This window comes from Streptomyces sp. NBC_00872, from assembly GCF_045161915.1.
In the GTDB taxonomy this organism is placed as follows: Bacteria; Actinomycetota; Actinomycetes; order Streptomycetales; family Streptomycetaceae; genus Streptomyces.
In genome coordinates, this window is sequence record NZ_CP108806.1 from 8,093,760 (window position 1) to 8,107,239 (window position 13,480).

Annotated in this window: 14 protein-coding genes and 3 pseudogenes; 14 read left to right on the forward strand and 3 right to left on the reverse strand. The window is 70.3% G+C overall.

Going from position 1 to position 13,480, the window contains the following annotated elements; translation table 11 throughout:
• Window positions 1-12: 12 nt before the first annotated feature.
• The gene (locus OG214_RS34615; protein WP_405986965.1) at window positions 13-1,086 is read right to left on the reverse strand and encodes a tyrosine-type recombinase/integrase; all 1,074 of its coding nucleotides are present in this window, start codon (window positions 1,084-1,086) and stop codon (window positions 13-15) included.
• Between OG214_RS34615 and OG214_RS34620 the strand changes: the two are divergent.
• The 7 genes and pseudogenes from OG214_RS34620 to OG214_RS34650 all read left to right on the forward strand — a co-directional run bounded on the left by OG214_RS34620 (window position 1,058) and on the right by OG214_RS34650 (window position 8,802).
• Window positions 1,058-1,929, forward strand: a pseudogene (locus tag OG214_RS34620) (Tn3 family transposase). The gene OG214_RS34615 and the pseudogene OG214_RS34620 overlap by 29 nt on opposite strands.
• Before the next feature lie 183 nt (window positions 1,930-2,112).
• Window positions 2,113-3,624 (forward strand): prenyltransferase/squalene oxidase repeat-containing protein, encoded by a 1,512-nt coding sequence (locus OG214_RS34625; protein ID WP_363083570.1) that lies wholly within the window; start codon window positions 2,113-2,115, stop codon window positions 3,622-3,624.
• Entirely contained in the window at window positions 3,621-4,325 is a 705-nt protein-coding gene (gene uppS / locus OG214_RS34630) for a polyprenyl diphosphate synthase (RefSeq protein ID WP_405986966.1), read from the forward strand. The genes OG214_RS34625 and uppS overlap by 4 nt, the downstream gene beginning before the upstream one ends.
• Window positions 4,322-5,314, forward strand: coding sequence for a terpene synthase family protein (locus OG214_RS34635; RefSeq protein WP_405986967.1), 993 nt, complete (start codon window positions 4,322-4,324; stop codon window positions 5,312-5,314). Before uppS ends, OG214_RS34635 begins: the two co-directional genes overlap by 4 nt.
• 17 nt (window positions 5,315-5,331) lie before the next feature.
• A complete protein-coding gene (locus OG214_RS34640) occupies window positions 5,332-6,675 on the forward strand; it encodes an NAD(P)/FAD-dependent oxidoreductase (RefSeq protein ID WP_363083567.1) in 1,344 nt (447 codons plus the stop codon).
• 211 nt (window positions 6,676-6,886) lie between these two features.
• Window positions 6,887-7,600 (forward strand): recombinase family protein, encoded by a 714-nt coding sequence (locus OG214_RS34645; RefSeq protein WP_405986968.1) that lies wholly within the window; start codon window positions 6,887-6,889, stop codon window positions 7,598-7,600.
• A 402-nt stretch (window positions 7,601-8,002) separates the two neighbouring features.
• Window positions 8,003-8,802, forward strand: a protein-coding gene (locus OG214_RS34650) for an IS5 family transposase (protein WP_405987694.1) whose coding sequence is annotated in 2 segments (ribosomal slippage) — window positions 8,003-8,351 and window positions 8,351-8,802 — 801 coding nt in all. Because the reading frame shifts where the segments join, the coding sequence is not laid out codon by codon here.
• A gap of 81 nt (window positions 8,803-8,883) precedes the next feature.
• Here the strand turns inward: OG214_RS34650 and OG214_RS34655 are convergent.
• Together OG214_RS34655 and OG214_RS34660 are read right to left on the reverse strand one after the other, a co-directional pair.
• Window positions 8,884-9,363 (reverse strand): hypothetical protein, encoded by a 480-nt coding sequence (locus tag OG214_RS34655; protein WP_363083565.1) that lies wholly within the window; start codon window positions 9,361-9,363, stop codon window positions 8,884-8,886.
• 102 nt (window positions 9,364-9,465) lie between these two features.
• Window positions 9,466-9,834, reverse strand: coding sequence for a hypothetical protein (locus OG214_RS34660; RefSeq protein ID WP_405986969.1), 369 nt, complete (start codon window positions 9,832-9,834; stop codon window positions 9,466-9,468).
• Here OG214_RS34660 and OG214_RS34665 point away from each other — a divergent pair.
• From OG214_RS34665 to OG214_RS34695, 7 genes and pseudogenes are all read left to right on the forward strand, one after another.
• Window positions 9,830-10,015, forward strand: a pseudogene (locus tag OG214_RS34665) (hypothetical protein); the annotation flags it as partial. The gene OG214_RS34660 and the pseudogene OG214_RS34665 sit on opposite strands and share 5 nt — an antisense overlap.
• A 29-nt stretch (window positions 10,016-10,044) precedes the next feature.
• Window positions 10,045-10,743: pseudogene (locus OG214_RS34670) on the forward strand (hypothetical protein).
• A gap of 17 nt (window positions 10,744-10,760) precedes the next feature.
• Window positions 10,761-11,522 carry a hypothetical protein gene (locus tag OG214_RS34675; protein WP_405986970.1) on the forward strand — a complete coding sequence of 254 codons (762 nt, stop codon included), beginning with the start codon at window positions 10,761-10,763 and terminating at the stop codon, window positions 11,520-11,522.
• A 147-nt stretch (window positions 11,523-11,669) separates the two neighbouring features.
• The gene (locus tag OG214_RS34680; RefSeq protein ID WP_405986971.1) at window positions 11,670-12,017 is read left to right on the forward strand and encodes an SH3 domain-containing protein; all 348 of its coding nucleotides are present in this window, start codon (window positions 11,670-11,672) and stop codon (window positions 12,015-12,017) included.
• A gap of 98 nt (window positions 12,018-12,115) precedes the next feature.
• Window positions 12,116-12,598, forward strand: a complete 483-nt coding sequence (locus tag OG214_RS34685) for a hypothetical protein (protein ID WP_405986972.1) — start codon at window positions 12,116-12,118, stop codon at window positions 12,596-12,598.
• A complete protein-coding gene (locus tag OG214_RS34690) occupies window positions 12,595-13,038 on the forward strand; it encodes a hypothetical protein (RefSeq protein ID WP_405986973.1) in 444 nt (147 codons plus the stop codon). The genes OG214_RS34685 and OG214_RS34690 overlap by 4 nt, the downstream gene beginning before the upstream one ends.
• A 10-nt stretch (window positions 13,039-13,048) precedes the next feature.
• On the forward strand, window positions 13,049-13,462 hold the full coding sequence (locus OG214_RS34695) for a hypothetical protein (protein ID WP_405986974.1): 414 nt from the start codon (window positions 13,049-13,051) through the stop codon (window positions 13,460-13,462).
• Window positions 13,463-13,480 lie beyond the last annotated feature (18 nt).

The following is a 13,480-nucleotide window of genomic DNA, read 5'->3' on the forward strand; positions in this document are numbered from 1 at the left end:
AGCCAGTCCTGCTCAGCTGTCTCTCTCTCGGGAGATGGTGTCGGTGAGCTGGGTGAGGGGGATGAAGGCGGACTCGGTGCCCAGTTCTTTGGGTGTGGGCCCCGCAGGTGTGGGGATGTCGGCCAGCCTCTCGACCAGCGTGGTGACGGCGTCGCGGTCACCTTCGAGTGCTTCGCGCTCGTCGTCGGTGAGGCCGACCTGTTCGAGCATCCTGTTGATGCCGTCCTTGACTGCGAGGAGCTGGCCCTTGGTTGACTCCTTGGGGACGTAGAAGGGACAGCGGGCGCAGGCCGTGCGGTGGGGGCACTTGGCGAAGAAGTCGTAGCTGCAGTAGCCCTCGCCGAGGTCGTAGTACTTCCAGGGCTGTTCGCCGCCGCCGGTGAGGATGCTGTCGCGGTCGATGAGGACCTCGATGGTGCGGATGTTGCGGGCGAAGTAGTCGGCTTTCCGATAGGCGGCGGTCAGGGTTCGTTGGAGGATCTTGGCGTAGTAGCGGGTGCTGGCAGGGTGCTTGTGGCCGAGCCATTGCTGCAGGTCGCCGAGGGTAAGGGGGTCGCGGGCGTTGAGGAGTTGCGTGGCGATGGTGCTGCGGGCGCGGTGGCTGGTGAGGGCGCCGCGGGAGCCTTCGGCGGGGATGCCGGCTTTCTGGCAGAGGGCCGGGATGATGTTGTCGTTGAGGTAGGCGTTGCCCACCAGTTGGCCGCGGTGGCAGAAGAGGTGCTGGCGGGGTAGGCCGGTCTTGCGGTCCGCGAGGTCGGGCTGGGGCGAGCGGACGAGTTTCCAGGCGTCGATCAGTTCTCCGACGAGGGGGTCGACCGGCTTGGCGAAGGGCCGGCTGGTCTTGTTTTGCGGGATGTGCAGCAGGCAGATGGGGAAGGTCTCGCCGGTCCGTTCGTCGGTTCCTTCGTCCCAGGTGATGCTGTCCAGGTCGAGGCGGCGCAGCTCGTCCATGCGGCAGCCGGCGAACAGCCAGACGCCGACCATGGCCCGGACCATCTCGATGGGGTAGTAGGTGGCCTGCCAGCCTGCGGAGCGGGCCCGCGGAGTGCCGTAGGGCTTGAGGTCCTCGCATGAGGGGATCTCCACCTACACGCACGTTTCCGACCAGCACTCCACGATCGGTACGAAGGTCATCGTGGCCACGCACCGAGAGGCGCACTATGTGCTGGACGAGATCCTCGGCAGCGCCACCGACCTGCCGATCACCGAGCACGCCGCCGACACGCACAGGGTGACCCTGGTCAACTTCGGGCTCTTCGACCTGGTTGGCAAGCAGCTCTCGCCGCGCATCCGCGACCTGGGCAAGATCACCCTGTACCGGATGGGCGCGAAGGCCGACTACGAGGAGAAGTTCCCCACCTCGGGGCCGCTTTTGACGAAGAAGGCCAACCTCGGCCTGGTCGCCGACCACTGGGACGACCTGCTGCGGCTCGCGGGCTCACTGAAGTACGGGCACGCCACCGCGTCTCTGATCGTCGGCAAGCTCTCCGCCTCCTCCCGGCAGAATGCCCTGGCCGCCGCGCTGAAGGAGTACGGGGCCATCCGGAGGACGATCTACGCGGCGAAGTACTTGTCCGATCCGGCCTATCGCCGCAAGGTTGCCCGGCAGCTGAACAAGGGCGAGTCGCTGCACGCGCTGTGCCGTCAGCTGCACTATGCCCGCGAGGGCAAGGTCACCCGGCGGTGGTGACGAACGCGGTCGTGTGCTGGCACACCGAGTACATGGGCCTTGCCGTCGGTGAACTCCGAGCGGCTGGCCGTGAAGTGGACGCCGACGTGCTCTCGCACATCTCTCCGGCCCGCAGCTCGGCGGTCAACTTCTACGGCTCGATCACCGTCGACTACGACCGCGAACTCGCCCAGCTCGACGAGAAGGGTCACCGGCCGCTTCGGACCGTGAACGTGGACGGGCCCGGAGCCGGGCTGTAGACGGCGGCCGGCCCCGGTGCCGTCCCATGACGGGAATCTGGCGTGGACAACCAGGTTGGCACTGATCACTCATGGGCAGAGCCTTTCCGGTACTTCGGAAAGGGGAGTTGGCCTGTGAGACCGTGGACGATATCTGAGGCGGACCGCTGGCCCGGGGAGCTGTTTCCGGCGGAGGTTGTACAGATGCGTGAGCGGCTGATGTGGTCGCTGGCGGCGAAGACGGGGGCGGACGGCGCGGTCCGTGACGCGTGCCGCAGCCGGGCCCTGGAATCGGTGCTGGCGCTGCGGCTCTTGGAGCGCACCGGCCATGACGCCGGGGCGGCGAAGGCGCTGCGCGGTTTTCTGCGTACTCAGGTGCCTGCCACGGGTGTGGAGCGGATCCTGGTCGCCGCGGCGTTGGAACAACGCGAGATCGCCGCGAGTGATCTGTTGGTCGGCCAGGTGACTGCGGCGGCTCCTGGCTTCACTGCGGTGCGCAAGCGCGCGCTGGTGCACGCGCTGGCGGCCATGGCCGATGAAACGTTCGTGCCTGAGTGGAACGAGAGGGCCTTCGATCTGTCGGGGCTGCACAGCTGGGCCGTGGTCCAGGTCACGGCGGCGAAAGTGATCCTGGCCTGTGCGAGCGGGCGGGTCGGCTGTGTCGGTGACGAGGATGTGCGGCTGCTGCTGGACACCCAGCGTCGGCCGCATGTGTGGGAGGGCAACGTCCTGATCCATCTGTCGGTGCTGCACGCCCTGTCCCGGCTGCCAGGCACCGGGGCGGTCGTGGCGGAGGGGGTGCGTCGGGTGCTGGTGCACCAGCGGGTTGATGGCGGGTTGCCGTTCGTGTCGGACACCGACACCTGGTGCACCGCGACGGCGGGGGTGGCGCTGGCGGCCGCGGGGGCTCCGGGGGAAGTGCTGGAGCGGGTGGCCGGTCACCTGGTGCGGCGTCAGCAGCCTGCGGGTGGCTGGTCCTTCACCGATGTGGCGTGTCAGACGGATGTGGACGACACCTCGGTGGCGGTGCAGTTCCTGCACCTGGTCGACGAGGAGCGGTACCGGGAGCCGATCGAGGGCGGGCTGCGGTCGCTGGTAGCGGTGGCCGGTCCGGACGGAGGCTTTCCCACCTACGTGGCAGGGGCCCCGTCCGAGGCGTGCATGACCGCGGCCGTGGTCGACGCCCTCACCGTGCGGCCGGTGGCCCACCGGCCGCTGATCACGGGGGGCTTGGGCTATCTGGCCGCGCAGCAGCTCAGTGACGGATCGTTTCCCCCGGACTGGAGCAGCAGCCGTCTGCATACCGTCTTCCGGGTGCTGCTGGCCTGTGCCCGGCCCGGGCGCGGGCAGACACCGCAGGTGCGGCGCATGTCGGAGCGGGCCCGTCGGCTGGTGGTCTGCCAGCAGAACGCGGACGGAGGCTGGGGGCAGCAGGCGGGTGAGCCCAGCGATGTCATCAGTACCGCCTACGGGCTGATCGCCGTATGCGGACAGGAAGACCCGGCCCCGGCTGTTGCCGCGGCGCAATTCCTGGCCGCCGCGCAGAACGGACAGGGCCTGCGGGAGGCGCGTCCGGACTCGATCGGGCCCAGGCCGTTCGTGTTCACCGTGCCGGTCCTGGCGGACATCTTTACCCTGCTTGCCCTGGGGCACTTGGCGGGCCGGACCGCAACGGTCCCGGCGCGCAGCGGGGGTCGGCTGGCGGGGGCCCGGTGAGCGGGCCGGGCGGAGGAGTTCCGCGGCATGTAGGCATCGTGCCGGACGGCAACCGGCGCTGGGCCCGCCTGCACGGCGTGCCGGTGCACGAGGGATATCGGCGGGGTGCGGCCAGGACGCTGGAGGTGCTGCGCTGGTGCGAGCAGGCCGGGGTGGAGACGGTGACGGTGTGGGCCCTGTCGCTGGACAACGCCGCCAAGCGGCAGGAGCTGCCGGTCATGCTCGATGCCATCAGTGCGCTCACTCAGGCGCTCACCGCCGAGGGCCAGTGGCGTCTGAACGTCCTCGGAAGCCCCGAGCATCTGAAGAACCTGGGGCTGTCGGCGCTGTCCGCCCGCACCCGCCACTCCGGTGACCCGGCAGACGCCATGGGAGGGCTGCGGATCAACCTCGCGGTCGCCTACGACGGCCGGGAAGAGGTCCTGGCCGCCGTGCGCGCCCTGCTGGCCCAGGGCGGTGCCCAGGCTCTGGAGGGCCTGGACGGTGAGGCGGTCAGCGGGCAGCTGGCCCGGTGGGGCCAGCCCGACTGCGACCTGATCGTGCGCGCGTCCGGCGAGCAGCGCCTGTCGGGGTTCCTGCTGTGGCAGAGCGTCGTGGCCGAGCTGTACTTCAGCCCGCAGCTGTGGCCGGACTTCGACCGGGCATCGTTCGACGCAGCTCTGGCGTCCTTCGCCGCACGGGAGCGGAGGTTCGGCGCATGACCCGCCCGCAACGGGCTCCGGACGGCGACTTCACCGCGCTCACCGCCTACGCGCACGAGCATCTCGTACGGCTGTCGCCACCCCCCGTCCGGCCGCATCCCGCAGCCCAGAAACTGGAGAGCGAGGTACGGGCGTGGGCGGCGCGGGCGGGACTGTGCGCGCAGGGCGGGCAGCGCGCGCTGGAGCGCAGGCGCATCGGCCACCTCGTCGCCTGGTGCATGCCCCACGCGCCGTTTGCCGTGGCCCGGCTCACCGCGCACTACCTGGCCTGGGTGTTCCACTTCGACGACACCATCGCCGAACACCCCGCGCATCTGAACGCCCACCTGGAGTGGGACCTTCCGGGCCTGCTCCGCTCCGGGCGCACCCACCCTGACGCGCCGTCCTGCGTCCATCTGACCTCCCTGGCCGCCGTCCGCGCAGAGATCACCAGCAGCACCGCGGACGGCGGGCGGGAGGTGCTGGCGCAGCTCGCCGACGGACTGCGCCGCTACCTGGAGGGCTGTGTGAACGAAGGGCCCTGGCGCGCATCGGGGCAGCCCCCCGCGCTCGACGCCTACCTACGCCAGCGCACCCACACCTCCGGCGGCCACCCCCTGTACCTGCACCGGCTGGCCCCTGGGATGCCACCGTCCGGCGAACCGCTGCCCACCTGCCTGACCGCCCTGGCCGAACTCGCCTTCCTCCTCGGCGGGCTGGCCAACGATCTCCTGGGACACGCCGCCGAACACCGCCAGGGCGACCCCGTCAACGCCGTCACCGTCCTGGCCCACGAATACGGCCTCGCCCTGCCCGACGCCTACCGCGCCACCGTCGTCCTGCACGCCGCGCACAAACACCGCTTCGACACCGACCACGCCCGCCTGCGCGCCGACCCTGCCCTCACCCCGCCCCAGCGGCACCTGGCCGAAGCGATCGGCGGCTGGGTCGAGGGTAGCGCCGCAGCGATCGAACCGTACTTCCACCACCTGCTGGCCACCCGCCGCTGAAGGAGACCGCCCCCACCATGACCGCCCCGCCCACTGCCACGGTGATCGTCGTCGGCGCCGGCATCGCCGGACTCACCGCCGCCTGGCGCCTGCAGCAAGCCGGACACACCGTCCGCGTCCTGGAAGCCAGCACCGCCCCCGGCGGACGCATGCAGACCCTCGACCACGACGGCTTCCGCATCGAAACCGGCGCCAGCATCCTGGGCCGCAACTACACCGGCATGCTCCGCCTCATCAGTGAACTCGGCCTCGCCCACGACTACGGCCCTTCCAACACTCTGTGCGGCTTCGAGCGCGACCGCACCGTCCACCGCCTGCGCACCGACTCCCGCACCGACCTGCTGCGCACCCGCCTGCTCAGCCCCCGCACCAAGGCCGCCCTCCTGCGGGCCCTGCCGACGTTCCTCGCCCACCGAAGGCGGCTCGACTGGGACACCATGGACCAGAACACCTACCTCGACACCCTCAGCGCCACCCAGTACGCCCGCCGCCGCCTCACCCAGGAAGCCATCGACCACCTGTGCGAGCCGCTCTTCGGCGGCGGCATCGTCCTCGCCTCCCCGGACCAACTGGCCGCCGCGGACATGCTCTTCTACACCGCCAAACTCCTCGTCCCCCACTTCAACAGCCCCCAGGGCGCCGGGCTGCTCACCCGCACCCTGGCCGGCCGCGTTCCCGTGGAACTCAACGCACAGGTCACCGCGGTGCGCCCGGGCCCAACCGGGGTCACCGTCAGCTGGCAGCAGCGCGAACATGGCGAGCGCACCGAGCAGGCCGACGCCGCGGTCATCGCCGTTCCCGCCCCGCAGGTCCCCGGCCTGCTGCCCGACCTCGCCCCCCAGGACCGCCGCTACCTTGCCACCGTCCCCTACTCCCGCGCCCTGATCATCTCCCTCGGCCTCCAACACGCGCCCCCGGAGAAGGCGTTCGCGCTCTTCCTTTCCCAGCAGGACCACCCCGCCATGGTCGGCATCGAGCTGCACCACAACAAGATCCCCGGACGCGTCGACGACGGCCGCGGCCTGATCACCCTCCACCCCCGCCAGGACTTCACCGACCGCTGGTGGGACGCCGACGACACCACCGTCACCCAACAGGCCATCACCGCCGCCGCAGCCGTCTTCCCCGACCTTTCCCGCACCGTTCTGACCAGCCACATCACCCGCCGCGACCTCGCCCTCGTCGTCCGCCCACCCGGCGGCTACGCCGCTCTGCGCGCCTTCAACGCCCGCCGCCGCACCCAAGACCCTCGCATCCAGCTTGCCGGCGACTACTTCGGCCCCTCCAGCACCTACGGCGCCCTCCGCTCCGGCGAACACGCCGCCGCACACCTCCTCCGCCACCTCCACTCACACCAGTGATCCCGCGGGGCACCACTGACAGCGAAGCAGGGGGCTCTCCAGCCAATCGGGAGGAGGCCGCGTAGTTCCCATAAACGGTCCTTTGCCGGAGCAAGATCGTAAACCGGCCGTCGAACCCGCGTTGATCTTGGTTTGGTTCTCAGAACCCGTTCTCACTCAAGAGCCGGTCGGACCCCCTTCTGAGACTTGCATTGTGTGAAAATCCGGGCCCATGACGGCCCCTCAGCAGCCTTCGCCGAACGACCGGTCGGACGCCGACGATGTCGAACAGCACGCCTGTCCGAAGTGTGACGCACAGCCCGGCTCGCCCTGCCGCTCGCGCGGCGGCGCGGTCGCCTCCGCCTACCACACCCGCCGCTTCACCCTGGTGCCCCGACTGAAGAAAGCGCTGCGGGTACCGACCCCGGCCGACCGAGGTCCTGGCCGGCCGTGGCGGCCGGGCACCCCGTCGCCGGCGCCGATCGATCCAGACCTGTCGAGCGCGGACATCCGCATTGGGTACGCGCGCTGTTCGACCCTCGGGCAGGAACTCGATTCCCAGCTCGACGCGCTCAGCAAGCACGGCATCCTCCGCGACAAGATCTTCAGCGAGAAGATCAGCACCCGGGTGCGAGTCCGCCCCCGGTTCGAGGAGGCGCTGCGGACGGCGCGGGAGGTCAAGGCGCACGCCCCGCACTGCCGGGTGATCTTCACGGTGTACGAGATGAAGCGGCTCGGCCGCGACGCCGCCGAACTCACCGCGCTCGCCGACCACCTCACCGCGCACGGCCTCGTCCTGGAGATGCTCGCCGGGCCCCTGCCCGGCATCTACGACCCCACCGACCCGGGGAAGCTGCTGTTCGCGTTCTTCGCGGCGATGGCGGAGACCGAGCGGGAGAACATCCGGGAGTCGACGCTGGAGGGGCTCGACACCGCGGCCCGCTAGGGCAAGCACGGCGGCCGGCCGCCGGTCATCACCGACGACATGCTCCACACCGTGCTCCGCCGCAAGGCGAACAGCGAGTCCGTCGAACAGATCCGCCCCGACCTGATCCTCCCCACCGGCAAGCGCAAGGGGAAGACCCCCCCTGGCCAGCATCTACCGGGCACTGACCGAGCACGAGAAGGCCCAGGCATACCCCGAAGCCGTCGAGCAGGCGCACGCCGACTTTGCCACCCGCCAGAACAGCGAAGTCCCCGGCCCGCGCGTCACACAGAAGACGGAGCCCGCGACCCCCCTCTGACCTGGACCGTCAGTGCTTAGCGTTGGTTTTTCCGCGAGAACTACTCGGACGCCTAAGACGTCATCTCATTTGGTGGGGTCAGTAGACTGTCGGTCGTGGTGGGGATTGTTGAGCGGCTGGTGCCGGATGAGTTGTGGGAGTTGTTCCAGCGGGTGGTGCCGGAGGCGCCCTCGCGGCCCCAAGGTGGCGGCCGGCGTCGGCACGGTGATCGTGAGGTGCTGGCCGCGATCGTGTTCGTGGCCACGTCGGGCTGTACGTGGCAGCAGTTGCCCACGGCGTCGTTCGGGCCGTCGGGGGCGACGGCTCATCGGCGGTTTGCCGAGTGGACGAAGGCACGGGTGTGGGCCAGGCTCCACCGCCTGGTCCTCGACGAGCTCGGTGCCCGCGGCGAGTTGGACTGGTCCCGGTGTGCGATCGACTCGGTGAACATGCGGGCCCTGAAAAGGGGGACCTGACAGGTCCGAATCCTGTCGACCGGGGCAAGTACGGGTCGAAGATCCACTTGATCACCGAGCGGACCGGTCTGCCCCTCTCCGTTGCTATCTCGGGGGCGAACCTGCACGACAGCCAGGCCCTGATCCCCCTCGTCCAGGGGATACCACCGATCCGCTCGCGTCGCGGACCGCGGCGCCGCAAACCCGAAAAGCTCCACGCCGACAAAGGCTACGACTACTCCCACCTGCGACGATGGTTACGCCAGCGCGGCATCCAGCAGCGCATCGCCCGCAAGGGAATCGAGTCCTCGCAGCGACTGGGCCGCCACCGCTGGACCGTCGAACGCACCATGGCCTGGCTCGCCGGCTGCCGCCGACTCCACCGCCGCTACGAACGCAAAGCCGACCACTTCCTCGCCTTCACCAGCATCGCCTGCACCCTCATCTGCTACCGCAGACTCACCAAATGAGATGACTTCTAAGGAGGATATGGAGGGGGTCGTCGGTGGTCAGGGTGGAGCCTTTGCCGGCGGTGGTCCTGTCACCGGAGATCAGCGGTGGCGTACGGCCGGTGAAGTCGGGGTGGTCGCGGGGGCAGTCGCGCTCCGGCCGTGAGTGGGTTGTGGCCTGGGCGTGGTGTCCGTGGAGGGCTGACAGCTGAAGGCGGGAGCCACGCGGTCGAGGGCCTGGGTTATCTGCTGGGCCTGGTCGTGGGCGTTACGGAGTTGTTCAGCGACGGAGTCGGGGAGCCGGTCCCATTGGGCTCGGTACTGGTAGCGCTGGATGATCTCGGTGGCGTTGCGCAGCTGCTCGGCGAGCTGCCGCAGGATCGCGGTCTGCTGCTCTGGAGTGGTGGCCGTGTGGGTGGCCTGCAGGAGCGCATCGAGGGCGGTGGGTAGCGGGGCGGCGTCTGCGGGGAGGCCGAAGAGGTGGGCGTGCAGGGCTTGGGCGAAGACCGTGACGGGTCCGCCTCGGGAGCGGTGGTGGAACTCGGCTGCTGCCTGTCGGCGGACGCTGAAGCTGACGATCACGTCGCGGGGAGCGGCGTCGGGATGGATCTGGTCGGCGAGGGCGCGGGCGAGGTCGTGCGCTGTCGGGGTGTCGGAAGGCGTTGTGGCTCCAGGGGATGCGGGTCAACGGGTCGCGGTCCGTGCTGCGGTCGCGGCCGGGCGGGCGGCGGTGGGCACGGGGGGCCGTGGGCGGCCGAAGGTTGCAGCCAGACCGCGGTATCCGTCGGTGGTGAGGTGGACCCGCTCGTCGTGGAGCCAGAGCGGGCATGGTTCGCGGGCAACCAGGCCACGGGATTCCAGAGAGCGGATGGTGCTGATGGAGACGCGGATGTCGTTGCCGCGGACGTACGGCTTGTCGTCGGCGATCGTCACCTCGCCCTGCGCGACGGCGCGCAGCGCGGTGTCCTGAGCCGGAGACAGCGCAGGCGGCTGGTGCAGCGGGTGGACGCCCCGGCGGCGCCGTTCGGTGACGAACAGCTCGGCGGTCGGCAACGACGTCTACGACGAGGTCGGACGCCGCCTGGGGATGACCCGCCGACCACTGAGCGCCCGCACCCACGCGGCCCGCTCCCGCTCCCCGCAGCTCACAACCGGCAGTCCGGCACCGAGGCCAGGACCGCCGCTCTCCGCGATACCGGGCCTGCCCCGCCCCGCACAGAACCCCTCACATCATCAACCCGCTGAACGCACGGAGCGTCGCCCATGGCCCCTGAACCCGCACCGACACCAGCCAGGCGTGCGGTCTCCCCTCTCGACCACCGCCTCGAAGCCGTCACCGGCCACGACATCGACACCCTGTGGGACTAACGCGACCGCGGCATCCTCGACGAGCCGCACGCCCACCTGGTCGACCAGCATCGCGAGTTGGCCAAGACCCAGACCGGTGTCATCTTCTACCTCAGGCTCATCAATCGCCTTTCCAGCGGCGAGTTCGACGTCGATGACGCCTTGTTCACGCGCCTCGACCACACCGTGGATCAGCTTGAGGAGGCCACCGATGCGCGGGACGCCGCTGCCCGGAAGGTGCTCGCCGCCCTGGAGCCCATCGATGCCGCCGCTGCGGCCTCCGCGACCGACGCGAAGCCGCTCTCGACGGACGACCATGCGGCGCTGCTCGCCATCGCCGGCGGCGCCAAGCTCTACGAACACCTGCTGACCGGCCGGATGTCCGTCACCGCTGCCTCCGGCACCCGCATCCCTCACGCCAAGCTGCAGCGGCTGGAGGACGCCGGCCTGCTCGTCCGCAATACCGACCACCCCGTGCACAGCGGCCAGCCGGTCGCACTCACCGACGCCGGACGCGCCGCGCTGTTCGCCGCCCGACGGACACCCACGACCCAGGCGCCGAAGGTCCCCGATCGACCCGGCACATCGCCGTCCACCCCGGCACAGCGGCGCTGAACTCCATCGAAAGACCCTTGCTGTCTCCCACCGAACCGGCACCGGCACGGAAGTCCATCCCCCAAGTCGACTTCGAGCTGGACGACTTCGACGCTGACGAGGAGAAGTACCTCGACTTCTACCGCCAGGTCGCCGTCAACGAGGACATGCTCGTCCCCCTCGCCGAACACCACACCCCCAACAGCGCGCACAGCTACTACATCGTCTTCGACCGCACCGCCACCTACGGGCACCCAGGCATGCCGCAATACGTCGCCGTCCACCTGAAACGGGACCGGGAGAAGGAGACGTTCGACTTCGAGCAGGCCCAGCTGCCGCTGCCCGCGATGGCGCAGTCCTGGCTCATCCACCGCGGCTGCCCGCCCGACGCCATCGGCCTCAACCCCGAGCTGAGGCCAACGCCGGCCGACGAGACGACGCGTGCGCTGGAGCGACGCCTCGCGGGCGACGGCGACCACTACGCCATGGGCTACTCCTACACCTACGACGACCCGGACGACATGGTCACCGTCGTGGCACTGCGCGCCCTGGACGAGCGAACCCTCAGCCAGTTCCGCGTCGTGGTCGAGGAGGTCGACACCGACGCGTGGACGCACACCCTGCGCGAGGGCGGCTTCGACACGGTGGGCGCCGCCCTGCAGTGGTGCGACGACCGGCTCACCGGCGACGCCGGTCCTCTCCCGCCGGTACGCCCGGCAGCCGCGGCCGCGGCCGCAGCCGCCTGTCCGGCCGGTGTGGCGAGGGCCCCTGCTCCGCGCCCGCCCGGCCGTTCGCGCTGAGCGCCGTGGCCGACGCGGGCGGCGAAACATAGCCGACGATCGCCGGTTAGCCAAACCGGCGATTCTCCGGACTCTTATACAGCCGCCGGACAACTCCCGCGGCGCCATTCCACGCAATCCCTGTGCGTTCACGGAGGTTTCTTCCGCATGCGCTCCACCCGAATCGCCATTTCCGCGGCGATGCTCGGCGCGCTCGCTCTGCCGGTGCTGCCCGCCACCACCGCCAGCGCGGCGCCCGCTGTCGTGTCCGCAGCCCTCGCGCGCAGCTGCTCATCCCTGCCGCCGCTGCCGTACGAGGTACACGCCAAGGCCGTGACCATCCGGTCCAAGGCCACCACGAAGTCCACCGCGCTCGGCGTGCTCTACAAGAGCCACAAGTTCAGCGTGGCCAAGAAGAGCGGCAACTGGCTCTACACCACCGACAAGAGCACCGGCGTCAAGGGCTGGGTCTCCGGCACGTACGTCTACCGCGAAATCCGCATGTGCCTGGACTGACAGGCGTTCAGCAGATAGCCGTACTCGGCTGAGCCGCCGGGTACGGCCGCCACTCACATTCCCCCAGGCATCGGTTTTTCCAGAACAGGGGTATTCCTTTGTCCGACGGCATATCCAATGACGCTGAGGACGTCGTGGGCGTGCTCACCGAACGGATCGAAGCCCGCTTCGCCATGGATATGGACCAGTTGAAGGCAGCGGTCGCCGCCGCGCCGGCCGCGAATCCTGGCGCCACCGATGTCGTCAGGTGGCACGGCCTTCTCGTCGAGGCCCAGTCCGTGCTCGACCACGCGGAGGACGACCTCCTCGCCGCGCTGGAAACACAGCCCAGCGAGGTCGACGACCCGACGATGCGCCTTGCGCACCGCGTGAACGCGGCCGTCACCGCACGCGACGACAGGGCCATGGTCGTGCGGTGGCTCCTCGACCCGGACACTCCGGGCAAGAAGGACCTCGCCGCTGAACGGCTCGCCCGCCTTCGCCCCCGATCCGGTCCGGCGGTGCAGACCAGCGCTCCACCCCAACCCGCGGGTACACCCGCGCCGGCGTCGGCGTGGCGGGCGGGAAGGCCCGCCCGATGAGCCGGGCCAAGGCCAGCACCATGGACGGTGACCTGCAGAAGATCTTCGGGACCCCAGTCCCGGAGCTGTACGAAGCGGTTGCCGGACCCGATGCCTCTCCCGCCCTCGCCCGGGCCCTGGAACTGCGCTCCTTCCTGGCCCTGACCGAGGAACAGGTCGCCCGCGTCCGCGACCGCGTGCACGCGGACACGGATCCGGACCGCGACATGGGCGAACTGTCGGCGGACAAACTCCGCTTCGACGCGCAGTGGCTGGAGGCGGCGCTCGACGCCCGCGACGGCTACCGCGCAGCCCTCGGCGAGCTGCTGCGTACCATGCCCCCGCCCGACCAGCAGGCCCGGCCCGTCCGCACGGCGCAATTCAGGGCCACAGCCACCCTGCCCCCGTCCGCCGCGCCGGCACCCCAGCGTGCCGGCGCGGCCCGGGCCCGCCGACCCTGAGAGCCCCTATTTGCCCCACCTGACGTCCACCGAGATAGCCGGACGGATCGAGGACCTGTACGGCGCGCCGCTCGCCGACCTCGAAGCCCACGCCCAGGACCAGCCGTCCGGCATGCTCTCCGCCCTGCTCGGCATGCACGACGACCTCGCCCTCGCCGAGCGCAGCATCGACGTCCACCGCGACCATCTCGCCCGGCTCCTCCACCCCGAGCGGCAGATCGACCGGCACGAGGTCTCCCACCTTCTTGACGGTTCACGCCGGCTCGCCGAGGCAGTCGCAGTCCGCGACGTCCAGGCCAAGTCGGCCGCCGCTGTTCTGCAGAGCCTCGCCCGCGTCCCGGCCCCAGCGCCATCCCCGCCGACGCCATCGCCGCCTCTACCGGCTCCGCCCCTTCCGGCCCAGAGCACGGCGCACAGCCGCTGACCCGCGGGCGATCCCCCT

Bases quoted from the DNA above. Each gene is read 5' to 3' on its own strand.
- OG214_RS34625 (WP_363083570.1), top strand. From the start codon at position 2,113: ATGCGTGAGCGGCTGATGTGGTCGCTGGCGGCGAAGACGGGGGCGGAC.
- OG214_RS34635 (WP_405986967.1), top strand. From the start codon at position 4,322: ATGACCCGCCCGCAACGGGCTCCGGACGGCGACTTCACCGCGCTCACC.
- OG214_RS34640 (WP_363083567.1), top strand. From the start codon at position 5,332: ATGACCGCCCCGCCCACTGCCACGGTGATCGTCGTCGGCGCCGGCATC.
- OG214_RS34645 (WP_405986968.1), top strand. From the start codon at position 6,887: ATGACGGCCCCTCAGCAGCCTTCGCCGAACGACCGGTCGGACGCCGAC.
- OG214_RS34680 (WP_405986971.1), top strand. From the start codon at position 11,670: ATGCGCTCCACCCGAATCGCCATTTCCGCGGCGATGCTCGGCGCGCTC.
- OG214_RS34690 (WP_405986973.1), top strand. From the start codon at position 12,595: ATGAGCCGGGCCAAGGCCAGCACCATGGACGGTGACCTGCAGAAGATC.